The organism is Mitsuaria sp. TWR114 (assembly GCF_007997345.1).
Genome location: NZ_VOSR01000108.1, coordinates 1 through 23,804 on the forward strand (window position 1 = coordinate 1; position 23,804 = coordinate 23,804).

Below are 23,804 nucleotides of genomic sequence, written 5' to 3' on the forward strand. Positions count from 1 at the left end.
GGCCCAGGCCGTGGCCGGCGCGGACGTGGTGGTGGATGTCAGCAACTCCCCCTCGTTCGAAGCCCAGGCGGTGCTGCAGTTCTTCCGGACCTCGACGACGAACCTGCTCGCCGCCGAGGCGTCGGCGGGTGTCCGCCACCACGTGGCCCTGTCGGTCGTCGGGGCCGACCGGCTTGCCGACAACGGCTACATGCGCGCCAAGGTCGCCCAGGAGGCGCTGATCCAGGAGGGCCAGGTGCCCTACACGATTGTGCGAGCCACCCAGTTCTTCGAGTTCCTGACCGCGATCGCCGGGGACGGTGCCGGGGGCGACGGCGGCGCGCGCGTGTCGTCGGCGCTGTTCCAGCCCATGGCGGCCGCGGACGTGGCGGCGGGCCTCGCGGACGTGGTGTCGCGGGCGCCGCGCAACGCCATCGTGGAGATCGGCGGGCCGCAGCGGCTGCCGATGAGCCAGGCGGTGCAGCGGGCGCTCGAGGCCCACGGCGATGCGCGCCGCGTCGTCCCGGATGCCCAGGCGCCGTACTTCGGCTCCGTGCTGGACGACGCCTCGCTGGTCGCGGGCGCGGACGCGCAACTCGGCGCGACGAGCCTCGACGCCTGGCTCGCCAATATCGCCCGCGTGGCGACCGCTGAGTCGGAACGCGGGACCGCAGGAATGCGGGGGGCGCGGCCCTGCGCCGGGTCGCCGTCCGCCCGCGGCACCGGCCCGTTCAACGGCCCCATCCGCAGTTCAGGACACGCCCGTCCCCGTCCCTGAGCGCGCCGCATACAACGCCTCTACCATCAAGGAGGATTGAACATGCATGCGGATTCAGCAGCCGTCGCGGCGGCACGCGCGGGCGAGGGGCAGGCGCCGCTCGCTCCCACTCGGAAGAAGGGCTACTTCCTGGCCAACGTCGCCACCGTGCTCGCCCTGGCGGTCGGCGCGGCGGCGACCTGGATCACGGCGATGGCGCTCGTGGAAGCCTATGGCATCGGGCCGGACAACTTCGGCCAGGCGGTCCAGGCAGCGCGGCGGGAAGCTCCCGGCGTCGGCCTGTATCTGCTGGACGCCGGCGCGCTCGCCGTCGTGGCCGTGCTCTCCTGGCTGGCCGCGCGAGGCTATCGGTCCGGGCGCTGAGGTTCGACGTCTCCCACCAATGGGGGAAAGCGATTGACGCCGACGCCACGGACCGGTCCACTCCGCCCTCGTGAGCGCGCCCAGGACGCGGCAAAACCTGCATGAGGCGCCGGAAATTCGAATGCATTCGCCTGTTGACGGATGAATTCGAATGAATACACTGGGCCGGTCCCAACGGTTTCAAGCCTCATCGTCATGAACGCGAGCAGCCCGCCGCCCACCATGGAGCCCTTGTCGGCCCGCATTCCCAGCGACCTGTACCTCTGGCTCGCCCAACTGCAGGTCGAAGGGGCGACGACCAACAGCGACAAGCTGCGCGTGCTGCTCGGCCAGCTCAAGCGCCAGCACGACGGCGCCTTCGACTACGTCGCCGCCCATGCCTGGACCCGCGACCTCACCGCGCGGCTGCGCGAGGCGCTGGTCCGGATCGAGAGCGAGACCGGCCACCACTCCGAGGTCGTCAGCCTCTTGCTGGACCACTTCGTCGCGGCCCTGGCGTTGGCCATCAGCCAGGCCCCGGCCGACGCCGACGACGCCCGCAAGTTCGAGGAGGCGCTGGTGCGTCGCGCCGCCACCCTGTGCGAGACCCTGCTGCGCCAGGGCACGCCGCTCACCGCCGCGGCCTACGACCCGCAGGTCGTGAGACGTCACCTCGGGCCGACCCTGGACCTCGCCCATCCCCTGCAAGCCACTTCGTCCTCGAAAGGATCCTGAGATGACCGACTCCCTGAAGACCCGCGTCGGCCGCGTGATCGCCGGCAGCGTGCACGCGCTCCTCGACCGCATCGAGGATCAGGCGCCCGAGGCGACGATGGAGCAGTCCCTCCGCGAGGCCGACGCCGTCATCGACGAAGTGCGTCATGAGCTGGGCACCGTGTCGGCCAACCGCCACCTGTCGCAGCGCCAGCACGCCAACCTGAACCAGCTGCACGCGACCCTGTCGTCGCAGATCGACGAGGCGATGAGCGCCGGCCGCGAGGACCTGGCCCGCGCCGCCGTGGCCCGCCAGCTCGACATCGAGGCCCAGCTGCCGGTGCTCGAGACCACGCTGGCCGAGCACGCGCGCCAGGAAAGCGAGCTGACCGGCTTCGTCGCCGCGCTGCTCGCGAAGAAGCGCGAGATGCAGGACGCGCTGGCCGAGTTCCGCAAGAGCCGCGCCGCCGCCGCGACCGCGACGGCACCCACCGGTGCCGGCAGCGCGGCCCACCGCATCGGCAAGGTCACCGACGCCTTCGACCGCGTCTACGAGCGCCAGACCGGTCTCTCCGGCACCGCTCGTCAGAACAGCCTGCAACAGGCCGCGCAGCTCAAGGAGCTCGATGACCTGGTCCGCGACAACAAGATCGCCGAGCGCATGGCGCAGCTGAAGGCCGCCAAGTCATGAGCCTGTTCACCGCGCAGGAGAACCTGCCGTTCGGGATCGGCTTCGCGCTGATCGTCGGCATCGCGGTGGTCGAGGGCGCCGGCATGTTGATCTCGCTCAGCCCCAGCAACCTGATCGACGACTGGCTGCCCGAGGTCGACGGCGACTCCGGCCTGGACCGCGTGCTGGGCTGGCTGCACCTGGGCAAGGTCCCGGCGCTGGTCCTGCTGCTGCTGTTCCTGACCGGCTACACCGTCTTCGGCTACAGCCTGCAGGTCGTGATGAACGGCCTCTTCGGCGGCTACTTGCCCGCCGCGGTGGCCGGCCTCGCGGCGGTGCCGGCGGGGCTGGCGACGGTGAGAGGCCTGGGCGCGTTGATCGCGCACATCATTCCGCAGGACGAGACCAGCGCCGTCAGCGAGCAGAGCCTGGTGGGCCGCGTCGGGGTCGTCGTGACCGGTTCGGCCCGGCGCGGGCTCGCGGCGCAGGCGCGGGTCAAGGACGTCCACGGTCGCTCGCACTACCTGATGGTCGAGCCCGATGTGGATGACGAGGTCTTCCAGGAGGGGGCGCAGGTGCTGATCGTCAGCAAGGCCGGCGCCTTCTACCGCTGCATCGCCAATCCGCATCCAACCTTGATGTAGCGCGGCGCCACGGAAGGCGCGTCGTACCGCTGCGGTGTTCGTCGCTGCTGCCGCCGCCGATTTCCATACCAACACGGATTCCAAGTTTCTTGAGGGAGTAACCAGTCCATGAGCAATCTGATCGAGCTGCTGACCATCGCGGGCATCGCCCTGGTCGCGCTACTGACCATCGGCTTCGTCTTCGCGCGCCTGTACAAGCGTTCGACGAAGGAGACCGCCTTCGTCCGCACCGGCCTGGGTGGCCAGAAGGTCATCATGGACGGCGGCGCGATCGTGCTGCCGGTGTTCCATGAGCGGGTGCTGGTCAACATGAACACGCTCAAGCTCGAGGTGCAGCGCCGCGAGCGCGAGAGCCTGATCACCCGCGACCGCATGCGCGTCGACGTGACCGCGGCCTTCTTCGTGCGGGTCAAGCAGACCGAGGAGGCGGTCAGCATCGCCGCGCAGACGCTGGGCGCCCGCACGATGAGCCCGGACGAGCTCAAGGCGCTGGTGGAGGACAAGTTCGTCGACTCGCTGCGCGCGACGGCCGCCACGATGTCCATCCAGGAGCTGCAGGACAAGCGCCGCGACTTCGTCCAGGCGGTGCAGAACGCCGTCGCGGAGGACCTCGAGAAGAACGGCCTCGAACTGGAATCGGTGTCGCTGACCAGCCTGGACCAGACGGACAAGCAGTTCTTCAACCCGAACAACGCCTTCGATGCCGAAGGCCTGACGCGGCTGACCGAGCAGACCGAGGCGCGCCGCAAGCAGCGCAACGACGTGGAGCAGGACACCGAGGTGCAGGTCCGGACCAAGAACCTGGATGCGACGCGGCAGAAGCTCAACATCGAGAAGGACCAGGAGTTCGCGACGCTGTCCCAGCAGCGCGAGATCGAGATCACCCGGGCCGAGCAGGTCGCGTTGATCGCGTCGCAGCAGGCCGAGCGCACCCGCCAGGCCGAGGCGGCGAAGATCGAGGCCGAGCGCCAGGTCAGCCAGAAGCGCATCGAGGCGGATCGCGAGATCAAGTCGGCGGAGATCGAGAAGAACCTGGTCGTGCAGACCCGCGAGATCGAACTCGAGCGCAAGACCGAGATGCAACGCGCCGAACAGCGCAAGCAGGTCGAGATCGCTCGCCAGGACACGCAGATCGCGATCGCGACGAAGTCGCGCGAGCAGTCCGATGCCGACGCGGCCGCCAACATGGCCCGCGCGGACGCGGTCAAGGCCGAAGAACTGGTGAACACGGCGCGGCAGGTGGCGGTCGCCGAACGCGAGAAGAGCATCCAGCTGATCGAGGCCTCGAAGGAAGCCGAGCAGTTGGCGATCGCCGTGCGGGTGTCGGCGTCGGCGGAGAAGGAGGCGGCGATGGACCGCGCCGAGGCGCTGACCATCGAGGCCCAGGCCAAGCAAGCCGCGGCGCTGGCGGAAGCCGAAGGCCGCCGGGCGATCAACGAGGCGCTGAACACGCTGTCCGCCGCGCAGATCGACCTGCAGGTCCGCACGATGCTGCTGCAGCAGCTGCCCAACATCCTGGAGCAGGCAGTGCGTCCGATGGAGAAGATCGATTCGATCCGCATCTTCCAGGTCAACGGCATGCCGGGCGCGAGCAACGATGGCGGCGCGACGAACGGGCAGGGCAGTGCGGGCGGCTCCGGTGCGGGCGTCGGCGCGACCTTCCCGGAGCAGGTGATGAACTCGGCGCTGCAGTACCAGATCGCCAAGCCCATCGTCGATGCGGTGATGAAGGACGCCGGGCTGTCCAACGAAGGCATCACCGGCGTGGCGCAGTCGCTGGCCGGCATGCTGGGGCAGGGCAACGGCGCGCCGGTCCCCCAAGTCCCGCACGCAGCGCAGAAGTCGATCGACGGTCCGCACGCCTGATCAGCCAACCTGAAGGAACGAAGCCCGCCGGTGAAAGCCAGCGGGCTTCTTGCTTTCAGACAGGCGAGTTCCGCGAGTCAGGCCGCGAGGGCGAGTCGGGCGTCGTGCTCTTCACCTCACGGCTGCATATCGAGTTGATCGTTCGCAAGTCTTGGCCGAGGCAGATAATCCTCGCCGCCATGGACGATCCCTCAGTTCCCCTGTCGTTGCGCTTCGGTCCGTTCGCCTTCGACGAGGCGAATGCGCGGCTCTTGGCCGAGGGACAGGCGATCGCTCTGGCGCCCAAGGCCTTTGGCGTGCTCACGGAACTGCTGCGCCATGCCGGCACGCTGGTGACCAAGGACGCGCTGCTCGACAGCGTCTGGGGCCATCGCCACGTGAGCGAATCCGTGCTCAAGACCACGATCAGCGAACTGCGCGCCGCGCTCGGCGATGACGCGAAGCATCCGCGCTGGGTCGAGACCGCCTCGCGGCGCGGCTACCGGTTCATCGGATCGATCGAGGGCACGGCCACCGCGCTCAACGAGCCCCGTGGGCTCATCGGCCGCGAGCCTGAACTCGCCCGCCTGCGCGCCGCCTGGTCGCGCGCCTCGGGCGGCCAGCGCCAGCTGTGCTGCGTTGCCGGCGAGGCCGGCATTGGCAAGACCGCGATGATCGACGCCTTCGTCGCGTCGCTCGGCGACGCCGCCACCGCCCACGGCCAGTGCATCGAGCAGGTCGGCGAGGGCGAGCCCTACCTGCCGGTGCTGGACGCGCTCGCCGGTCTGGCGCGCACGGATGCGTCGCTCGTCACGCAACTGCGCCGCGTCGCGCCGACCTGGCTGCTGCAGCTGCCCTGGCTCATCGACCGCGAGGAACAGGAACGGCTGCAGGCCGGCCTCGCCAGCGCCACGCAGGACCGCATGCTCCGCGAGTTTTCGGAGCTGGTGGAGCAGCTCACCGCCGTTCGGCCGCTGCTGCTCGTCACCGAGGACCTGCACTGGTGCGACGAGGCCACCGTGCGTCTGATCGACCACGTCGCGCGCCGCCGCCCACCGGCGCGCCTGATGTGGATCGTCACCTACCGCACGCCGGAACTCGTCGCCAACGACCATCCGCTCAACGGCCTGCGCCACGAACTGCGCGCCCGCCGGCTGTGCGAGGAACTGCTGCTCGATCCCTTCAGCGAGGCCGAGCTCGCTGCCTACCTCGCGCGGCACCGGCCTGGCCTGGCCGCCGACGAGGCGCATGTCCGCCGCCTGCACCGCCAGACCGACGGCTTGCCGCTGTTCGTCGCCAACGCGGTCGACGAGCTGTCCACGGCCACGACCTCAGGCGACGCCGGCTCGCACGACGACTGGGCGGTGCCCGATTCGCTGGCCGGCGTCATCGAGCGCCAGCGTGCCCGCTTGGCGCCGGACGCCGCCGCGCTGCTGGAAGCCGCCGCCGTCTGCGGCGTTGAGTTCGCCTGCTCGATCGTGGCTCACATGCTGGGCAGCGATGCCGCCACCGTCGCGGCGGACTGCGATGAACTCGCGCGCCGCCAGGCCTGGCTGGCGCCGGCCGCGCTGGAGCCGCTGGCCGATGGCACGCTGGAGGCGAGATTCACCTTCCGTCATGCGCTGTACCGGCAGGCGCTCTATCAACGCATCGCGCCGTCGGCGCGCGTGTCGCTGCACCGGCGCGCCGCGGCCGCGCTCGAGCAATGGCGCGCCGATCGCATCGACGCGGTCGCCGCCGCGCTCGCGCTGCACCATGAGCGCGGTCTCGATGCGCTGGCCGCCATGCGCGCCTACGCGGCGGCCGGCGAACGCGCGCTCGGGCGCTTCGCGCCGCACGAGACGCTGTTGCTGGTCACGCGCGGCCTGACCCTGCTCGACCGCGCGCCCGAAGGCGAGGCCCGCTGCGAGGCGGAACTCGCGCTCCAGCAACTGCGCGGCGCCGCGCTCGCCCAGTCCACGGGCGTGACGACGCCGGAAGGCCGAGCCGCCTATCTCCGCTGCGCGACGCTGTGCGAGCTGCTCCCGCCGACCCGCCCGCGCGCCTGGGTGATGACCGGCCTGGTCTGGATGTTCACCGCGTCCGGCGAATACCTGCAGGCCGAGGCCATCGCGCTGCGGCTGTGCGCCGCGGCCGATGCCTTCGACGACGACCTGCTGCGCGCCGCCGGCGCCGTGTCCCTGGCCGTGACGCTGCTGCAGCGCGGCCGGATCAGGGAGGCGATGCCGTTGGTGCTGCGGGCCCGCGCGTTGACCGAAGCGCTCGGCCATCCGCGCCTGCCCGTGACGGTGATGCATGACCCCTCCGCGCTGGCCTGGGGCGTCGGTGCGGTCGTGCATGCCTACACGGGCGCTGTCGAGCTCGCCCGGCAATGGGCCGAGGCGGGCGCCGCGCGGGCCGCCGAGATCGGCGTGCCGGTGATGCGGGGCTTCGCGGCGCGCTGCGCGAGCATCGTCGACGTGCGCTTCGGCCGCGCGCAGCAGGTGCTCGCCCGGACGCAACGGATGCGCGAACTGGTGCGGGAGCATCAGCTGGGACAGGGCGAGGGTCCGAGCCGCGCCATGCTGGGCTGGGCGCGTGCGCGGACCGGCGATGCCGCCGGGCTGTCCGACGTGGAGGCCGGCTGCGCCGCCCACGCGGCGACGGGCGCCTGGTTCGAGGCGTCCGGATTGCGGTGGATGGCGGTGGACGCCGCGCTCGCCAGCAACGACCTGGCCGCGGCGCGGCGTCATCTGGACGATGGCTTCGCGATGGCCGAACGGCTGGGCGAGACCCTGCATCTCCCCGACCTGTGGGCGGCCCGCGCCACCCTGGCCGAGCGCGAAGGTGACCTCACCGCCGCGCGGGAGGCGGCCGGGACCTCCGAGCGCCTGGCGGCGGAGCAGGGCGCACTGACGGCGGAACTCATCGCGCGCCTGGCGCTGTGCGAGCTGCCAGGCGCCTCGCCGGCCGAACTGGTCGACCTACGCGCGCTGCGCGCCCGCTGGCACGACACGACGCCCTGGCCGGTGCTGGCGCGCGTGGACGCGCTGCTGGCCGCCGGCGCCTGACGCGCGGCGCCGGCCAGGCATCGGTCAGGCAACGGGCACGTATTGGCCAGACATCGGCCGGGCATCGACCAGGCGCCGCCCGTACCCGTCGTTCTGACCGCCCGGCGCCCGATCCCGACCATTCCCGGACCGTTCCCCGACCGTTCCCGAACGACTTCCCGGACCCTCGTCCCTACGCTTCAGTCCATGGCCGATGCGCTCCCGCGCCGGCCGCAACGACTGGAGAAAAGACGATGTCCACCCGCCCACGCCGCTTCGCCCGCCTCGCGCTGGTTCCGGCCGTCGCGGCCGCCCTGGCCGCCTGCGCGGCCCTGCCCGAGACCCCGCCGCTGGCGACGCCCCGTCCCGTCGACGGCTACGCCGCGACGCAGTCGCTGGCAGCCGCCCGCGCTGACTGGCCCACCGACGCCTGGTGGCGCGCCTATGGCGACGCGCAACTCGATCAGCTCGTCGATGAGGCGCTGGCCGGATCTCCGTCGATCGCGACCGCCCAGGCCCGACTGGCGCGTGCCGAATCGGTGGTGCAGACCTCCCGCGCCGCCAACCGGCCGCAGCTCAAGGCCAACGCGTCGATCAGCGAGCAGAAGCAGAGCTACGAGTACCTGACGCCCCGCGCCGCGACGCCCGACGGCTGGAAGGACTACGGCCGCGCGACGCTGGACTTCTCCTGGGACCTGGACTTCTGGGGCCGCAACCGCGCCGCGCTGGCGGCGGCGCTGTCCGACGCCGAGGCCGCCCGCGCCGATGCCGCGCAGGCGCGGCTGATGCTGGCCGCCTCGATCGCGTCGGCCTATGCCGAGTTCGCCCGCCTGTGGGCGCTGCAGGACACCGCCGAGGCGGCACTGGCCGTGCGTGACAAGACGGTCGAGCTGCTGCGCATGCGCCGCCAGAACGGCCTGGAGACGCTGGGCGGCGTGCGCCAGGTCGAGGCCCGCCGCGCCATGGCCGACGCCGACCTGCAATCGGCCCGCGAGCAGCTCCAGCTGCAGCGGCATCGCCTGGCGGCGCTCACCGGCGCGGGCCCCGACCGTGGGCTGGCGCTCAGCCGCCCGCAGCTGGACGTGGCCCGCGACTTCGGCCTGCCGGAGCAGCTTCCCGCCCAGTTGCTGGGCCGCCGCCCGGACATCGTCGCCGCGCGGCTGCGCGTCGAGGCCGCACTCGGCCGCGTCGATTCGGCCAAGGCGGCGTTCTATCCGGACGTCAACCTGACGGCCTTCGCCGGCATGCAGTCGCTGGGCCTGTCGAAGCTGACCGACGGCGGCGCCTTCACCGGCAGCATCGGTCCGGCGATCTCGCTGCCGATCTTCGACGGCGGTCGGCTGCGCGGGCAGCTGCGCGGCGTCCGGGCCGACGCCGACGCGGCCGTCGCCAGCTACGACCAGGCGGTCGTGCAGGCGCTGCAGGAAGTGGCCGACATCGCCGCCAGCGAGCGCGCCCTCGGCGGCGAGCTGGCGAGCACCGATGCCGGCGTCGAGGCCGCGCGCGAGGCCTGGCAGATCCAGCAGCGGCGCTACGCCGGCGGTCTGTCGACCTACCTGGAGGTGCTGACCGCCGAAGACGCCTGGCTGACCAACCTGCGCACGCAGACCGACCTGCGCTCGCGTGCCTTCACGCTCGATGTCGCGCTCCAACGCGCATTGGGAGGCGGCTTCCGCAGCTGACGCGGAAGTTGTGTCGGGAAAACGACCGAGCAAACCATCAATGAAACCTTAGAGAGAAAGCGAGTCCCGCCATGTCCGAAGCCATCTCGCCGCGCGCTGCGGCCACGCCGTCCGCCAAGCCGCCCCTGCATACCGCCGATCCCGCCCACGACGCGCCGGCGGCGCCGGCCCGCCCCGAGGCGCGCAAGAAGCTGTTCACGCTGCTCGCGCTGACCGTCGTTGCCGCAGCGGTGGGCGTCTTCGCTTACGAGCACTTCTTCGCGTCGCGCTACGTCAGCACCGAGAACGCCTATACGGCCGCCGAAATGGCGCAGGTGACGCCCTTCGTCGGCGGCATCGTCCGCGAGGTCCGCGTCTCCGACACGCAGGCCGTGCGCCGCGGCGACGTGCTGGTCGTGCTGGACGACACCGACGCCCGGCTCGCGCTGGAGCAGGCCGAGGCCGAGCTCGGCCGCGCCCAGCGGCGCGTGCGCGGCTATGTCGCCAACGACACCAGCCTGGCGGCGCAGGTGATCGCGCGCGATTCCGACCGCCTCCGCGCCGAAGCCCAGCTCGCGTCGGCCGCGTCCGACCTCGAGCGCGCCAAGGTCGACCTGGAGCGCCGCGAAGCGCTGTCGGATTCGGGCTCGGTCTCAGCGGACGAGGTGACCCGCGCCCGCAACGCCTTCCAGACCGCCACCGCCGCGCTGGCCGCGGCCAAGGCGGCCGCGGCCCAGACCAACGCCAACCGTGCGGCAGCGCTCGGCCAGCGCGAGACCAACGCCACGCTGATCGCCGACACCACCGAGGCCGCCAACCCCGAGGTCGTCCTGGCCCGCGCCAAGCGCGACCAGGCGCGCGTGAACCTGGAACGCGTGGTCGTGCGCGCCCCGGTGGATGGCGTCGTCGCCCGGCGCGCGGTGCAGCTGGGCCAGCAGGTCGCCGCCGGCACGCCCTTGCTGGCTATCGTCCCGATGGGCCAGGTCCACGTCGACGCCAACTTCAAGGAAGGCCAGCTTGACAAGGTCCGCATCGGCCAGCCGGTGGAGGTCGAATCCGATCTCTATGGCCGCTCGGTCGTGTACCACGGCACCGTGCAGGGCCTGTCCGGCGGCACCGGCTCGGCCTTCGCTGCGATCCCGGCGCAGAACGCGACCGGCAACTGGATCAAGGTCGTGCAGCGCGTGCCCGTGCGCATCGCGCTGGATCCGAAGGAGCTCGCGCAGCGCCCGCTGCAGGTGGGCCTGTCGATGACGGCCACGGTCGACACGCGCGCCGAAGCCCGCGGCGGTCAGCGCGCCGAGGCCCGCGCCAACACGAGCGCCCAATGAGCGCCCGACCAGGAACCGCGCCATGAACGCCGCCATCCCCGACGACCAGCGCCCGCTCGAGGGCGGGCAGCTGTGGCTCGCCGCCATCGTGCTGGCCGCCGCGAACTTCATCGCGGTGCTGGACATGACGATCGCCAACGTCTCCGTGCCCGATATCGCCGGCAGCCTGGGCATCAGCTCGAGCCAGGGCACCTGGGTCATCACCTCCTACGCGGTGGCCGAGGCCTGCATCGTGCCGCTGACCGGCTGGATCGCCGGCCGCTTCGGCGCGGTGCGGGTCTTCGCCACGGCGATGGTGCTGTTCGGGCTGTGCTCGGCGCTGTGCGGCCTGTCGCCGACGCTGGGCCTGCTGGTCACCGGCCGGGTGCTGCAGGGCCTGTCGGGCGGCTCGCTGATGCCGCTGTCGCAGACGCTGCTGCTGCGCATCTTCCCGAAGGAGAAGGCCGGCGGCGCGATGGCGCTGTGGGCCATGACGACGCTGGTGGCGCCCATCCTCGGGCCGATCCTGGGCGGCTGGCTCTGCGACGCGTTCTCGTGGCCGCTGATCTTCTTCATCAACGTGCCGATCGCGCTGGTCGTCGCGCCGCTGGCCTGGCGCATGCTGCGCCGCTATGAGACGCCGCTGGAGCGCCAGCCGATCGATCGCGTCGGGCTGGTGCTGCTGATCGTCTTCGTCGGCGCGCTGCAGCTGATGCTGGACCTGGGCAAGGAGAAGGACTGGTTCGAGTCGACCGAGATCATCGCGCTGGCCGTGGTGGCGGCGATCGGCTTCGTCGCCTTCCTGATCTGGGAGCTCACCGAGCCCTATCCGATCGTGGACCTGCGGGTGTTCCGGCATCGCGGCTTCGCCGTCGGCGTGCTGACGATCGCGCTGGGCTTCGGCGCGATGTTCGGCGCCAACGTGCTGACGCCGCTCTGGCTGCAGAGCTACATGGGCTACACCTCGACCTGGGCGGGCCTGGCGACGGCCTGGTCCGGCGTGCTGGCGGTGGCGGCTGCGCCGATCGCGGGCAAGCTCGCCGGCAAGGTCGATCCGCGGCCGCTGGTGTTCTTCGGCCTGGCCTGGCTGGGCGCGGTGATGGTGCTGCGCACCGTCGGCACCACGCAGATGGGCTACTGGCAGATCGCGCTGCCGCTGCTGCTGGCCGCGCCGATCACCGTGCTGTCCAGCCGCGCCCGCCTGGGCGAGCGCATGCGCCGCGCCGGCCTGCTGCTGATCCCTGAAGAGAGCCAGACCCCGACCGTGCTGCGCAACGCCTGGGCCTATGGCCGCCAGGAGCGCCACCTTCCCGGCTTCGCGGACCTGCTCGCCAGCCGCCGCCTGACCGCACTGGCGGCCGAGGCGATGGGCCGCCGCGACGTGGGCCAGGGCATGCGCGCGCAGGTGCGTCGCCAGCGCCTGGAGCAGTTGAGCACGCAGCCTGGCGCCCTCGACGCGATGAGCAACGCCGAGCGCATGCGCTTCCTGAGCGAACCGGGCCACCTGCTGCGGCTGGCGCAGCCGCTGCGCCCCGTGGCGGAGGCACGTGTCGTCCGTCCCGACCTGCGCCTGGCCGCCTGAGGCTGCTTGACGCCGCCTGAAGCCGCCTGAAGCCGCCGGAAGCCGCCGGAAGCCGCTACCTGCCGTTGAGTCCCGCCCCATCGGCCCGGGCGCCTCGCCGAAGAGTCATGGCGAGGCGTGGTGCCCGGGATCGATGCGGTCAACGCCGCGGCGCTACATCGGATCGCGGTCGTAGGCCCGGACGTCCTGCGGCAGCCGGACCCAGCCATGCATGCGGCAGGTGTAGACCGAGTCCTGCGGCGGCGGGAACTCCGGATCCCCGAATCCCCCCACCGCCACGCCGACCGATCCCTCGACCCCCTCCTCCGTATGGAAGACGGTGCTGCCGCACACCGGGCAGAAATGGAATCGGAATCGGGCGCCCTGGTCGCCGGCACGCACGAATTCGGTCGCGATGCCGATGACCTCATAGGGTTCGGCAAAGGCCGCCAGCGCCGCGAAGACACTGCCCGTGCGGCGCTGGCACGCCAGGCAGTGGCAGAGGCCGGTTCCCAACGGCTCTCCCTGCACCACGATCTTCAATTGGCCGCAACTGCACGAAGCGGTACGTGAAGCCATGCGATCACCTCCCCTGGAGACCGGACGTGGAGCGGCCATGCTAAGCGCAGCGCCGGGGCGCTGGCTACCTGTCTGAGACATCGTTGCCACACCGACATGAATCGCCGTCCCCTCTCCGAGGGATGTGGCCCGCGCGGCGAGGGCCCGCCTACATCGCCCACAAGCGGGGCGTGGTGCCGTCCAGGTCCCACAAGGCGTGACGCCAGGCGGCCCAGCAACGCCGCAGCAGCAGCGCGACCGGCTCGACCACCGGTCCCAGCGCCCGCACCACCAGCACGCCGTCCTGCGCGGCGGTCGCGCCGGCGCTCGCGCGCAGCGGATCGGCGTCGATCAACGCGCGCACCGCGTCCAGCGCGCGTTCACGGCGATCGCGATCCAGCGCGGCGCCGCTGGCGAAGACCAGGGTGCCCAGGCAACGCTGCCCGGCCAGGCCGAGCTCGCCGTCCATCAGCAGCGCGTCGACCGCGTCCAGCCGGCCGCGCTCCAGCCAGACGCCGGGGATCTCCAGGTGCTGCAGGAAGCGGCCACTCGAGAACGGCTGCCCTGCGCCGGGCAGCCCGAGCGCGGTGATGTCCCAGGCCAGCAATTCGGCCGTCGGCGCCAGCGTGAAGCGCGCCTCGTTGACCGCTTCGCAGCCGGGGTAGGCGATCGCCTCGAGCGGCAGCCATTCCAGGCGCGCGCCCACGCCCAGCGTCGCCCGCACACGCTGCGCGGCAGGCGCGCCGTCCGGGCTGCGGTAGAAGCGCGTGGCGCCGGGCGTGGTCACCAGCGCATGGGCGCCCTCGCCGACCGTCACCGCGATGTCCAGGGTGTCGCCGCCGACCAGCCCGCTGGGCGGATGGACGAGCACGCTGTGGCAGATCGTGTCGCCTTCCGGGTAGAGGCTCTTGAGCAGGCGCAGCGGCCCATCGTGCTCATGGCTGACGACGCAACGTCCTCGCTCGAGGCGGTAGTCGGCGCCCAGGCGGGCCAGCCACTGCCGCTGGGCCGGGGCGGCCGTCGTCGCGAACGAAGCCGGGCTGGCCGGGCTCGGCGAAGAGGAGGTCGACGGGAATGAGGGATCGAAGGTCGCGGTCATGACGGCGCAGGAGGCAGGCGGCGGATGTTAGGCGCATCCGCGCCATCGACGCCGCGCCGCTGGGCAAGGCTCACTTCGGCACCGTGATCCAGGCGTAGTCCAGCCAGTTGTCGGCGCGATGCACCGCCTTCACGCCCTGGCGCAGCGCCCAGGGCGCGGCCTGGCGATGCAGCGGCAGCACGTGCAGCTGCTCGCGGTACTCCTGCAGCGCCGCCTTGATGAGCGCCTCGCGCTTGACCGGATCGGCCTCGGCCGAGGACGCGGCCGCGAGCTGGTCGAACTTCGGATTCCGCGAGCGGCCGTAGTTGTAGAAGCCGGCGCCGGAGGCCTTGTCGTCACTGCGGTAGACCGGCGTCAGGATGGTCTCGGCATCGGTGATCGCGCCGCCCCAGCCCATCAGGTAGAGGCTGGTCTCGTAGCGCTCCAGCTTGGGGAAATAGAGCACCCGCGGCATCGCGTTGACCTTCACCTTGAGCTTGATCTGCGCCCACATCGAGGCGAGCGCCAGGCAGATGCCCTCGTCGTTGACGTAGCGGTTGTTGGGGCAGTCCAGCGTGACCTCGAAACCGTCGGGATAGCCGGCGTCGGCCATGCCCTTGCGCGCGGCGGCGAGATCGAACGGCAGGCGCGTCTCGAGCGCCGGGTCGTCATAGGCGCCCAGCGGTGACGGCGTGAGGCCGCCGGTGGGTTGCGACAGCCCGTTCATCAGGCGCTTGTGGATGGCTTCGATGTCGATGGCCTGGTACATCGCGCGGCGCACGCGCAGGTCCTGGAACGGGTTTTTGCCGCCCGGCGCGCGGCCGTACACCAGTGTGTCGCGCGCCTGGTCCATGCCGATGAAGACGAGGCGGTTCTCGAGCCCCTCCAGCACCTGCACGCCGGGCGTGGCGCGCAGCCGCGGGACGTCGCGCGGCGCGGGGTCCAGCAGCAGGTCGATCTCGCCCGACACCAGCGCGGCCAGCCGCGTCGCGTCGTTGGAGATCGGCGTGAACTGGACCTCCTGCACATTGCCCTCGAAGCGGCCCCACCAGTTCGGGTTGCGCTTGTAGACGGTGCGGATGCCGGGCTGACGGCGCACCAGCATGAAGGGGCCGGTGCCGTTGGCGTTGAAGCTGGCGTGGCTTTCCTCGTTGTCCTTGAAGCTGAGCGGGCGCGTGACCTTGTGCTGCTCGCTCCAGGACTTGCTCATGATGAACAGCAGGTCCAGGTGCTGCAGGAAGATCGGATTGAAGCGCGGCTGGGTGATCTCGACGGTGAGCTCGTCGATCTTGCGGGCGGTGCCCACGGCGTTGGCGTAGACCGCGACCTGGGAGGTCGGCGCCTTGGCGCGCTGCAGGGAGAAGACGACGTCGTCCGCGGTGAAGGCCGAGCCATCGTGGAACCGGACGTTGGGCCGCAGCTTGAAGCGCCAGACGAGCGGGCCGATCTGCGTCCATTCGGTGGCAAGACCCGGCACGATGTTGAGCTGCCGGTCGCGGGCGGTGAGGCGCTCATAGACCTGCGAGTTCATGCCGTTGGTCAGGCTCTCGTTCTGCGAGTGCGGGTCCATGGTCTGGGCATCGCCCTGGCTGGCCCAGCGCAGCGTCTGCGCCGCGGCGGTCGACGCCGCGCCGACCGCCCCACCGACCACGCCGGCGCACAGCGCCAGCAGCATGAGCATGCGCGTCATCCCGGTCTCCCGACGACTCTGTGAATGTCGGCCGAGTGTAGGCAGGCCGGGGTCAGCGGGTGGTCGGGGTCTTTCCGGACGGTTCTCGGATTGCCGCAACAGCGCGTCGCGCACTCCAGGGGCTGGCCCCTTCCTGCGAATATGAGGCCCACCGCTCCTCCTGCCGCCGCGCGGCGAGCGGCGACCCCGGCTTGCGATCCAGGTCGAAAAGGCCGGGATACAAGGTGAGGATCTGTTTGAGCATTTCCCGCTTGCTGTGGATCAGCAGATCAAGTGGATTGAGTCGTTCATACATGGATGCACCCCTCGAATGCAAATGGGAAACCATGAACCGAGACGACGGGGCCACCGTCGTGGTCGTCAAGTGGGCGAGTGCGGCATCGGTCCACGATGGCCCGAAGTCCCTCGTCCACGGGCCAGACGTTGCGCAGCAGTCGCCGCGCCTCTTTCCGATCGATGACAAAGGAGTGGGACGGATAGCCAGCAACCAGCTCGGCCAGACCGCCCGGCTCGACGTTGCGCCCTCGTTCTGCAAGACGCCGGCCATAGGCATGCGCGATCGTCATTGCACGATGCATCTCGGCCAATCGTTGCGGGTTCACCTGCTCCGCCATTGGCCGCAGCAGCTTCGCCGCGATGTCCGCGGCAATCTCGGACGCCACGCGTGTGGAGAGGCCACGTTCGGACAGGTCCAGCAAGGACACCTGGAAGGCCGTCATGAACTGGGCCAAGAGGATGTTGGCCGCCGTCAGTTGCTCAAGGCTTGAACTCGTCACACCCAGCTCGTCGCCACGAAAGACCTGAACGTCAAGCGGGCCCAGTTCGCTCCTGTCGTCCATGTAAAGCGCCGAGGCACCCAACGCAATCAGCGTCCCCGCACTCTTGCAATAGCGGGGGATCAGCACATGCATCTGCCGATAGTGGTGGCTCAATGCCCGTGCGATTCGAAACGCAGCATCCGGGTCACCGCCGGCCGTCTCGAGCACGAGCAGCACATCGTCGTGCGTCTTCCCGGTCTCAACCAGGGTGCTCAGTCGTTCATAGCCGGCAACCGATACCTCACCGGTGTAGGACACCACGTCATAGGGCGGCGTGAGGGGCGACACCGGTTCCGCGCGCTCTTCCGCCGGCCCGGTGACATCGTCCTCCACGCCGTCCGCTTCATCCTTCCAACTCACTGCCATCGGATGCCCTCCAGCGCCAGACATCGGCGCGAGGTCCGCATCTTCGAGCGGCGCGTCCGGGAGGACCATGACCCCGACTAGGAGACCTTCGCCTCGAAACTCGGAGCCCGCCACTCAATCGAGTCTGGCCCGCCCACCGAAACATGCCGTTGGCGCCTGCGCCGCCGCTCACCCCGCCGGCGTCTGCCAGAGTTCATCGAGCTTCTGGAAGCCCCAGGTGGCCGGATCCTCGCGGCCGATGATGCGGTCCGTCGCCCCGGGCGAGGACAGGTCCAGGACCTGCGTCGGGATCGGCATCTGCGACTTGGTCGAATAGAACGCCCGCACCCGCGGCGCCGTCAGCGCGGTCGCGTTCTGCTCCAGCACCACGGCGAGCTTGCCCGACTGCAGCTTCACCAGCGTGCGACCGGGTAGATGCCCACGCACTTGACGAAGGCCTGGAACACGCGCGGATCGAAGTGGCCGGTCCACTGCGCCATCCGCGCCAGCGAGGACGCCGGATCCCAGGCGTTCTTGTAGGGCCGGTTCGAGGTGATCGCGTCGTAGACGTCGCACACCGCGCCCATGCGCGAGAGCAGGCTGATCTGCTCGCCCGCGAGCTTGCCGGGGTAACCGCTGCCGTCCATCTTCTCGTGGTGGCGCAGCGCCACGTCCAGCGCCGCCTCGGGCACCGAGGTGCCCTCCTTGAGCATCTCGTGGCCGCGCGTCGGGTGGTCGCGCATGATCGCGAACTCGGCGTCGGTCAGCGCGCCCGGCTTGTTCAGCACGTTCAGCGGCATCGCCATCTTGCCGACGTCGTGCAGCAGCCCGGCCAGGCCGGCCTCGCGGGTCTGCGCCTCGTCCAGGCCCATCTGGCGGGACAGCGACACCATCAGCGCGCACACCGCCACCGAATGCATGTAGGTGTAGTCGTCCTTGGTCTTGAGCCGCGCCAGGCTGATCAGCGCCGACGGATTGCGCTCCACCGAACTGGTCACCTCGGCCACCAGGGGCAGGCATTGCTCGGCGTCGATCGCCTTGCCCAGCCGGGCCTCGCCGAACAGGTTCATCACCGCGCGCTTGGAGCGCTGCATGACCTGCGACGCGCGCTCGAGCTCCTCGCCCATCGACGCCGGCGCGGTCCCGAGCTCCAGCCGTGGCGCGGCCTGCACCACCGCCGGAGCCTCGGGCGCGGCCGGCGCCGCGCTTCGGGCCGCCGCCGGGGGCGCCACGTCCAGCCCCTTCGAGGCGTCGATCCAGCAGAAAGGCACGCCGCTCGCCTTCAAGGCCTTCAGGTCCTCGGCGTCCGTCAGGACGAACTTGGTCTTCCAGAATGGATGGGACAACCACGAGCCCTCCATCCCCTGCAGGAACATGCCCAGCTTGACATCCGACGTCGGAATCTTCTTCAGCATGACTGGCGTTTTCGTCCAGGACAACACAGTATGGCGCCCTCCCCGGCGCTCGCACAGTCAGGCGACCATGAAAAAAACCGCCCCTCGGGGCGGTTCGTGATTGTCTTCGCGCCGCGGCCGGGAGCCCGGCCTCAGCGTGCCACGGTTCAGCGGAACCGGGACTGCGGGACTGTACGGAGTTCGGACGGCAAGCTGGCCAGGTACTGGGACAGCGTCTTGAGTTCCGCGTGGGTGAACTGCTTGACCTGGCCCGCCATCACCGCGTTGCTGCGGCCGTGATAGGGCTTGCCCTGGATCTGGTAGGACTTGAGCGCGACGTACAGGTAGTCGGCGTGCTGGCCGGCGATCTTCGGATAGGTGCCGTCGATGGGCTTGCTGAAGTTGGCGCCATGACAGCTGGCGCAGGCGCCCTTGTCGAGCAGCTTCTTCACGTCGGCGGGCGCCTCGACCGTCGCCGGCACCGCCTCGACCTGGGCCAGGCCGGCGTAGTACTCGGAGATCTCGGCGATGTCCTTGTCGCCCAGCGGCAGCGCGATGCCGCGCATCGTCGGATGCTTGCGGTCACCCTTGGCGTAGGCGGTCAGCGCGGAGGCGATGTACTTGGCGTTCTGGCCCGCGATCATCGGGACCTTGTGGACCTCGGGGAAGGTGGCCTGGTAACCCGGGATGCCGTGGCAGCCGATGCACATGGCCACCTTGGCCTGCACCGGCGCCTGGGGGCCAGGTGTTGCCGCGGCGGGTGGGGTCGCTGCCGGCGCTTGTCCCGGCGCGGGCGACGAAGGGGCGTTGGACTGAGCGGATACAACAAACGCACTTCCGGCCAGCATCAACGCGAGGGAGATCTGCAGTTGTCTTCTCATGGTCCCGATCTTCGAGGATTTGGGGCGGCGCGATTATAGGGGGGGCCCTATATACTGGTTTTCACCGCTGCGCTAGAGAAACCCCTCATGAAATTCAAAGGTTCCCAGGACTACGTCGCTACGCCGGATCTGATGCTGGCGGTCAACGCGGCCATCACCTTGAAGCGGCCGCTGCTGGTCAAGGGCGAACCGGGCACCGGCAAGACGCTGCTGGCCGAGGAGGTCGCCAAGTCCCTGGGACTGCCGCTGCTGCAGTGGCATGTGAAGAGCACCACCAAGGCCCAGCAGGGCCTGTACGAGTACGACGCCGTCTCGCGCCTGCGCGACAGCCAGCTCGGCGACGACAAGGTGCGCGACATCTCCAACTACATCGTCCAGGGCACGCTGTGGCAGGCCTTCGCCTCGGACACGCCGGTGGCGCTGCTGATCGACGAGATCGACAAGGCCGACATCGAGTTCCCCAACGACCTGCTGCGCGAACTCGACCGGATGGAGTTCTACGTCTACGAGACCCGCGAGTGGGTGCGCGCCAAGCACCGGCCGCTGGTCTTCATCACGTCCAACAACGAGAAGGAACTGCCGGACGCCTTCCTGCGCCGCTGCTTCTTCCACTACATCAAGTTCCCCGAGGCCGACACGATGCAGGCCATCGTCGACGTCCACTTCCCCGGCCTCAAGAAGGAGCTGCTGGCGGCGGCGCTGAAGACCTTCTACGACGTGCGCAAGCTGCCGGGGCTGAAGAAGAAGCCCTCGACCTCGGAACTGATCGACTGGCTCAAGCTGCTGCTGGCCGAGGACATCCCGGCCGAGGCGCTGCAGACGCAGGACGACAAGGTCGCGATCCCGCCGCTAGTGGGCGCGCTGCTGAAGAACGAGCAGGACCTGACCCTGTTCGAGAAGCTCGTCTACATGCAGAGCCGCAACCGCTGAGGCCGCCGCGATGAGCCAGAACTTCAACGCCGCCTGGCGCGCCGCGCTGGCGGACGCGCTGGGCTTCGTGGGCGGCGGCGTGATCGGCCTGCTGGTCGGCCGCGCGCTGGGCTGGGAATTCATCGGCGCGCCCGGCTGGGGCACGACGCAGATCCTGGGCCTGCTCACCATCCTCGCCGGCATGGGCGGCTGCCGCTGGCTGCTGCGCCGGCTGCTGCTCGGCGGCAAGGGCTGAGCGCCCCTCTCCTTCCCTCCACCGCCGGCCGCGGGGTCGGCCCGATCGCATGACCGCATCCACTCCCTTCACCGCGCCGGTCACCCTGGCCGGCCCGCACGCGCGGCTCGAGCCGCTGTCGCCCGCGCACCGCGAGGCGCTCGCCGAGGCCGCCGACGACGGCGCGCTGTGGAAGCTCTGGTACACGACCGTGCCGGCGCCCGAGCGCATGGCCGCCGAGATCGAGCGCCGGCTGGGCCTGCGCGACGCCGGCACGATGAATCCCTTCGCCGTCTTCGACGCGCAGGGCCGGGCCGCCGGCATGACGACCTACATGAACATCGATGCGGCCAACCGCCGCGTCGAGATCGGCTCCACCTGGACCCGCGCGTCCTGCCAGCGCAGCGCGCTGAACACGCAGTGCAAGCTGCTGCTGCTCCAGCATGCGTTCGAGCAGCTGGACTGCATCGCGGTGGAGTTCCGCACCCATCGCCTGAACACGCAGAGCCGCCGCGCGATCGAGCGGCTGGGCGCGCAGCTCGACGGCATCCTGCGCTCGCACCTGCGCATGCCCGACGGCACGCTGCGCGACACCTGCGTCTACAGCATCACCGCGGCCGAATGGCCGACGGTCCGCAACCACCTGCAATGGCAACTCGACAAGCCCCGGAGCGCCTGATGGCCACGTCCAGGAAAACCACCGCCAAGCAAGACACCGCCAAGCGAGACACGGCCAAGGGCGAGACCGCCAAGCGCGCCAAGCGGGCCACCACGAAGCGCGCCCGCGCGACGATGGCGCTCAAGGCCCTGGACGTCGACGCGCTGTGGTCGCTGGCGCGACTGGGCGCGCCCAGCCTGTCGCCGGACGGCGCCCAGGCCGTGGTGCCGGTGACGCGCTTCGACATGGAGAAGAACCAGGGCGCGACCTCGCTGTGGCTGCTGTCCACGCTGGGTGGCGATGCGCGTCCGCTGACCTCCGCCGGCGAGAAGGACGGCCAGCCGCGCTGGAGCCCGCAGGGCGACCTCGTCGCCTTCGTCGCGCGCCGAGACCAGCAGGGCGACAAGGACGATTCCCCGCAGCTGTACGTGATCCCGCCCGACGGCGGCGAGGCGCGCCGCGTGACGAAGATGCCGTTCGGCGTCGAGGCCTTCAAGTGGTTCCCGGACGGCCGGCGCCTGGCCTTCGTGTCCTGGGTCGATCCCACGCTCAAGGGCCAGGCCGCGCAGGCCCAGCGCCGCCAGGCCGAGAAGGATCGCAAGGACTCGGCCTATGTCACCGAGGAAGGCTTCTACCGCTTCTGGGACCATGCGCTGCCGATGGGCCGCGTGCCGCACCTGCATGTCGTCGACCTCGACAGCGGCCAGGTGCGCGACCTCTTCGAAGGCACCGACTACGAACTGAGCCGCGCCGAGCCCGATGCCGACAGCTTCGACATCTCGCCCGACGGCCGCCGCATCGTCTTCAGCTTCGATCCCAACACGCCCAAGACGCTGGAGCACCGCAATGCGCTGGCCGAGGTCGAGGTGCGCTCCGGCCGGGTCCAGGTGCTGCTGCATGAGCCGGCCTGGGACCTGGTCGCGCCGGTGTACAGCCATGCGGGGCGCCACATCGCGTTCGTCGCCTGTCACCAGGGGCTGAAGCACACGATGCCGCAGCAGCTGGCGGTGCTGGACACCCATGGCCACTGGGCGGTGCTGTCGGAGGACTGGGACCAGGAGGTCGCCGCGCCGCTGCGCTGGGACGAGGACGACCTGGGCGTGCTCTTCTGCGCCGAGGAGCGCGGCCGCCGCCACCTCTACCGCTTCGACGTCAAGACGCTGCACGCCTTCCCGCTGTGCGAGGGCGGCCATGTCGGCGCCTTCGCGCTGGAGGCCGGCACCCTGGTCGTCCTGCATGACAGCGCGAGCTTCCCGCCGCGGCTGTCCGTCGTCGACCGGGAAGGCGATGCCGCGGAACAGGTGCTGCACCGGATCGAGTCCTTCAACGACGCGGCGCTGTCGACACTGGCCTTCGGCGCGGTCGAGGAGCGCTGGTACGAGGGCGCGCTCGGCGAGCCGGTGCAGATGTGGCTCTACTACCCGCCCGGATTCGACCCGCGCCGCAAGACCAAGGCGCCGCTGATGCACCTGATCCACGGCGGCCCGCACACCGCGATGGGCGACAGCTGGCACTGGCGCTGGAACCATCAGGCGATGGCGGCGGCGGGCTACGTGGTGGCCTGCGTGAACTACCACGGCTCGTCGAGCTTCGGCAATCGCTTCGCGGACTCGATCACCGGCCGCTGGGGCGAGCTCGAGCTGGAGGACGTCGAGCGCGCGACCGACCTGCTGCTCCAGCAGCCCTGGGCCGACCCGAAGCGGGTCTTCGCCACGGGCGGCAGCTACGGCGGCTACATGGTCGCGTGGATGAACGGCCATGTGCCGGCCGGCCGCTACCAGGCCTACGTCTGCCATGCCGGCTGCTACGACTGGACGGCGATGTTCGCCAACGACGCCTACCTGTGGCATGCGAAGGAGCTGGGCACGGCCTACTGGAAGGATCCGGCCAAGGTCGCGTCGCAGAGTCCCATCGGCTACGCGCAGCACTTCAACACGCCCACGCTGGTCATCCACGGCCAGCTCGACTACCGCGTGCCCGACGCGCAGGGTCTGGCCTACTACAACACGCTGAAGGCGCAGGGCATCGCCGCCCGGCTGGTGTGGTTCCCGGACGAGAACCACTGGGTCATGAAGCCGCGGAACTCGAAGCTCTGGTATGGGGAGTTCTTCGACTGGCTGAAGCGGCATGACCAGCCCCGAAAGGCCTCGCTGACTGGTGGCGAGGCGGCCGCGCCACGTGCAAGACGCAAGAGAGCGTAAGAGACGTGTCGCGCCCGCGCCAGCCGGATCCAACCAAATCATCACCAATTCGTTTTGATGGCGTGAGCAGCCTCATCCGCTGCTCGACGGCAAGCCGCTTCGCGCGGCCTTCGCCCGCGTTGGGGCGTCCTCGCCCATGTCGCTGCGGGGCCATGGCAATGAAACGATCGCGCCGGTGATCGTGACGCCCACGGTGGGACGAACGCGACGTGTCCGCAAGAATCCGCGCGTCTCGTCTTCCCCGCCTGATTCGTCATGTCCGCAAGCACTGGCCGCGCGTCCTCGCAATTCGCGCTGTTGAGCCTCCTGGTTGCTTCCACGCTGGCGGCGTGCGGCGGCGGGGGGAGCGACAGCGCCACCCCGACACCGTCGACTTCCGGCTCCCCCGCACCCGGACCTTCCACGGCACCGGCACCAGCGCCGCCTCCGGCACCTGGTCCCGCACCAGCTCCGCCTCCGGCACCTGCTCCCGCGCCAGCTCCAGCTCCAGCTCCAGCTCCAGCT

General features: G+C 70.4%; 21 protein-coding genes and 1 pseudogene. 14 read left to right on the forward strand and 8 right to left on the reverse strand.

Translation table 11 applies throughout. The annotated features are described in order from the left end of the window. The 10 genes and pseudogenes from FUT87_RS05280 to FUT87_RS05325 all read left to right on the forward strand — a co-directional run. Positions 1 to 607, forward strand: a pseudogene (locus FUT87_RS05280) (SDR family oxidoreductase); the annotation flags it as partial. 192 nt (positions 608 to 799) lie between these two features. Then, on the forward strand, positions 800 to 1,120 hold the full coding sequence (locus tag FUT87_RS05285; protein WP_147240311.1) for a hypothetical protein: 321 nt from the start codon (positions 800 to 802) through the stop codon (positions 1,118 to 1,120). Between the two features lie 195 nt (positions 1,121 to 1,315). Continuing rightward, a complete protein-coding gene (locus tag FUT87_RS05290) occupies positions 1,316 to 1,834 on the forward strand; it encodes a hypothetical protein (protein WP_147240312.1) in 519 nt (172 codons plus the stop codon). Position 1,835: 1 nt separating this feature from the next. Further along, positions 1,836 to 2,504: a PspA/IM30 family protein gene (locus FUT87_RS05295; protein WP_147240313.1), complete on the forward strand. Its 669-nt coding sequence runs from the start codon at positions 1,836 to 1,838 to the stop codon at positions 2,502 to 2,504. Next, positions 2,501 to 3,127: a YqiJ family protein gene (locus FUT87_RS05300; protein WP_091722113.1), complete on the forward strand. Its 627-nt coding sequence runs from the start codon at positions 2,501 to 2,503 to the stop codon at positions 3,125 to 3,127. The genes FUT87_RS05295 and FUT87_RS05300 overlap by 4 nt, the downstream gene beginning before the upstream one ends. A gap of 108 nt (positions 3,128 to 3,235) precedes the next feature. Further along, the gene (locus FUT87_RS05305) at positions 3,236 to 4,993 is read left to right on the forward strand and encodes a flotillin family protein (RefSeq protein ID WP_147240314.1); all 1,758 of its coding nucleotides are present in this window, start codon (positions 3,236 to 3,238) and stop codon (positions 4,991 to 4,993) included. Between the two features lie 179 nt (positions 4,994 to 5,172). Then, complete coding sequence (locus FUT87_RS05310) at positions 5,173 to 8,022, forward strand: AAA family ATPase (protein ID WP_147240315.1); 2,850 nt, start codon at positions 5,173 to 5,175, stop codon at positions 8,020 to 8,022. Between the two features lie 233 nt (positions 8,023 to 8,255). Next, entirely contained in the window at positions 8,256 to 9,683 is a 1,428-nt protein-coding gene (locus FUT87_RS05315) for an efflux transporter outer membrane subunit (RefSeq protein WP_147240316.1), read from the forward strand. 71 nt (positions 9,684 to 9,754) lie between these two features. Continuing rightward, entirely contained in the window at positions 9,755 to 10,993 is a 1,239-nt protein-coding gene (locus FUT87_RS05320) for an HlyD family efflux transporter periplasmic adaptor subunit (RefSeq protein ID WP_147240317.1), read from the forward strand. A gap of 22 nt (positions 10,994 to 11,015) precedes the next feature. Then, positions 11,016 to 12,554: a DHA2 family efflux MFS transporter permease subunit gene (locus FUT87_RS05325; protein WP_147240318.1), complete on the forward strand. Its 1,539-nt coding sequence runs from the start codon at positions 11,016 to 11,018 to the stop codon at positions 12,552 to 12,554. A gap of 153 nt (positions 12,555 to 12,707) precedes the next feature. On the opposite strand, the gene FUT87_RS05330 is transcribed toward FUT87_RS05325, so the two are convergent. The 8 genes from FUT87_RS05330 to FUT87_RS05360 form a co-directional block, all read right to left on the reverse strand. Continuing rightward, complete coding sequence (locus FUT87_RS05330) at positions 12,708 to 13,067, reverse strand: GFA family protein (RefSeq protein ID WP_255511679.1); 360 nt, start codon at positions 13,065 to 13,067, stop codon at positions 12,708 to 12,710. 193 nt (positions 13,068 to 13,260) lie between these two features. After that, entirely contained in the window at positions 13,261 to 14,190 is a 930-nt protein-coding gene (locus FUT87_RS05335; RefSeq protein WP_147240320.1) for an urease accessory protein UreD, read from the reverse strand. Between the two features lie 70 nt (positions 14,191 to 14,260). Further along, complete coding sequence (locus FUT87_RS05340) at positions 14,261 to 15,859, reverse strand: ABC transporter substrate-binding protein (RefSeq protein WP_255511677.1); 1,599 nt, start codon at positions 15,857 to 15,859, stop codon at positions 14,261 to 14,263. Positions 15,860 to 15,911: 52 nt separating this feature from the next. Beyond that, positions 15,912 to 16,154, reverse strand: a complete 243-nt coding sequence (locus FUT87_RS05345) for a hypothetical protein (protein WP_141225318.1) — start codon at positions 16,152 to 16,154, stop codon at positions 15,912 to 15,914. Beyond that, positions 16,147 to 17,112 (reverse strand): SDH family Clp fold serine proteinase, encoded by a 966-nt coding sequence (locus FUT87_RS05350; RefSeq protein ID WP_147240321.1) that lies wholly within the window; start codon positions 17,110 to 17,112, stop codon positions 16,147 to 16,149. Before FUT87_RS05350 ends, FUT87_RS05345 begins: the two co-directional genes overlap by 8 nt. Positions 17,113 to 17,211: 99 nt before the next feature. After that, positions 17,212 to 17,439 (reverse strand): hypothetical protein, encoded by a 228-nt coding sequence (locus FUT87_RS31335; protein ID WP_310735109.1) that lies wholly within the window; start codon positions 17,437 to 17,439, stop codon positions 17,212 to 17,214. Continuing rightward, positions 17,436 to 18,437, reverse strand: coding sequence for an HD-GYP domain-containing protein (locus FUT87_RS05355; RefSeq protein ID WP_310735110.1), 1,002 nt, complete (start codon positions 18,435 to 18,437; stop codon positions 17,436 to 17,438). The genes FUT87_RS31335 and FUT87_RS05355 overlap by 4 nt, the downstream gene beginning before the upstream one ends. Before the next feature lie 146 nt (positions 18,438 to 18,583). Then, positions 18,584 to 19,126: a c-type cytochrome gene (locus tag FUT87_RS05360; protein ID WP_255511680.1), complete on the reverse strand. Its 543-nt coding sequence runs from the start codon at positions 19,124 to 19,126 to the stop codon at positions 18,584 to 18,586. 258 nt (positions 19,127 to 19,384) lie between these two features. Between FUT87_RS05360 and FUT87_RS05365 the strand changes: the two genes are divergently transcribed. The 4 genes from FUT87_RS05365 to FUT87_RS05380 are packed head-to-tail and all read left to right on the forward strand — an operon-like array spanning position 19,385 to position 23,300. After that, entirely contained in the window at positions 19,385 to 20,227 is an 843-nt protein-coding gene (locus FUT87_RS05365) for a MoxR family ATPase (protein WP_099861416.1), read from the forward strand. Between the two features lie 10 nt (positions 20,228 to 20,237). Then, positions 20,238 to 20,462, forward strand: coding sequence for a hypothetical protein (locus FUT87_RS05370; protein ID WP_147240322.1), 225 nt, complete (start codon positions 20,238 to 20,240; stop codon positions 20,460 to 20,462). 49 nt (positions 20,463 to 20,511) lie between these two features. Continuing rightward, on the forward strand, positions 20,512 to 21,120 hold the full coding sequence (locus FUT87_RS05375; protein ID WP_147240323.1) for a GNAT family N-acetyltransferase: 609 nt from the start codon (positions 20,512 to 20,514) through the stop codon (positions 21,118 to 21,120). Next, positions 21,120 to 23,300: a S9 family peptidase gene (locus FUT87_RS05380; RefSeq protein ID WP_255511678.1), complete on the forward strand. Its 2,181-nt coding sequence runs from the start codon at positions 21,120 to 21,122 to the stop codon at positions 23,298 to 23,300. The genes FUT87_RS05375 and FUT87_RS05380 overlap by 1 nt, the downstream gene beginning before the upstream one ends. The last annotated feature ends 504 nt before the right edge of the window (positions 23,301 to 23,804 follow it).

Excerpts from the sequence above, each read along its gene's own strand:
- FUT87_RS05285 (WP_147240311.1), top strand. The coding sequence starts at position 800 with ATGCATGCGGATTCAGCAGCCGTCGCGGCGGCACGCGCGGGCGAGGGG.
- FUT87_RS05290 (WP_147240312.1), top strand. The coding sequence starts at position 1,316 with ATGAACGCGAGCAGCCCGCCGCCCACCATGGAGCCCTTGTCGGCCCGC.
- FUT87_RS05295 (WP_147240313.1), top strand. The coding sequence starts at position 1,836 with ATGACCGACTCCCTGAAGACCCGCGTCGGCCGCGTGATCGCCGGCAGC.
- FUT87_RS05300 (WP_091722113.1), top strand. The coding sequence starts at position 2,501 with ATGAGCCTGTTCACCGCGCAGGAGAACCTGCCGTTCGGGATCGGCTTC.
- FUT87_RS05305 (WP_147240314.1), top strand. The coding sequence starts at position 3,236 with ATGAGCAATCTGATCGAGCTGCTGACCATCGCGGGCATCGCCCTGGTC.
- FUT87_RS05310 (WP_147240315.1), top strand. The coding sequence starts at position 5,173 with ATGGACGATCCCTCAGTTCCCCTGTCGTTGCGCTTCGGTCCGTTCGCC.
- FUT87_RS05315 (WP_147240316.1), top strand. The coding sequence starts at position 8,256 with ATGTCCACCCGCCCACGCCGCTTCGCCCGCCTCGCGCTGGTTCCGGCC.
- FUT87_RS05320 (WP_147240317.1), top strand. The coding sequence starts at position 9,755 with ATGTCCGAAGCCATCTCGCCGCGCGCTGCGGCCACGCCGTCCGCCAAG.
- FUT87_RS05325 (WP_147240318.1), top strand. The coding sequence starts at position 11,016 with ATGAACGCCGCCATCCCCGACGACCAGCGCCCGCTCGAGGGCGGGCAG.
- FUT87_RS05335 (WP_147240320.1), bottom strand. The coding sequence starts at position 14,190 with ATGACCGCGACCTTCGATCCCTCATTCCCGTCGACCTCCTCTTCGCCG.
- FUT87_RS05340 (WP_255511677.1), bottom strand. The coding sequence starts at position 15,859 with ATGACGCGCATGCTCATGCTGCTGGCGCTGTGCGCCGGCGTGGTCGGT.
- FUT87_RS05345 (WP_141225318.1), bottom strand. The coding sequence starts at position 16,154 with ATGTATGAACGACTCAATCCACTTGATCTGCTGATCCACAGCAAGCGG.
- FUT87_RS05350 (WP_147240321.1), bottom strand. The coding sequence starts at position 17,112 with ATGGTCCTCCCGGACGCGCCGCTCGAAGATGCGGACCTCGCGCCGATG.
- FUT87_RS05355 (WP_310735110.1), bottom strand. The coding sequence starts at position 18,437 with ATGCTGAAGAAGATTCCGACGTCGGATGTCAAGCTGGGCATGTTCCTG.
- FUT87_RS05360 (WP_255511680.1), bottom strand. The coding sequence starts at position 19,126 with ATGTGCATCGGCTGCCACGGCATCCCGGGTTACCAGGCCACCTTCCCC.
- FUT87_RS05365 (WP_099861416.1), top strand. The coding sequence starts at position 19,385 with ATGAAATTCAAAGGTTCCCAGGACTACGTCGCTACGCCGGATCTGATG.
- FUT87_RS05370 (WP_147240322.1), top strand. The coding sequence starts at position 20,238 with ATGAGCCAGAACTTCAACGCCGCCTGGCGCGCCGCGCTGGCGGACGCG.
- FUT87_RS05375 (WP_147240323.1), top strand. The coding sequence starts at position 20,512 with ATGACCGCATCCACTCCCTTCACCGCGCCGGTCACCCTGGCCGGCCCG.
- FUT87_RS05380 (WP_255511678.1), top strand. The coding sequence starts at position 21,120 with ATGGCCACGTCCAGGAAAACCACCGCCAAGCAAGACACCGCCAAGCGA.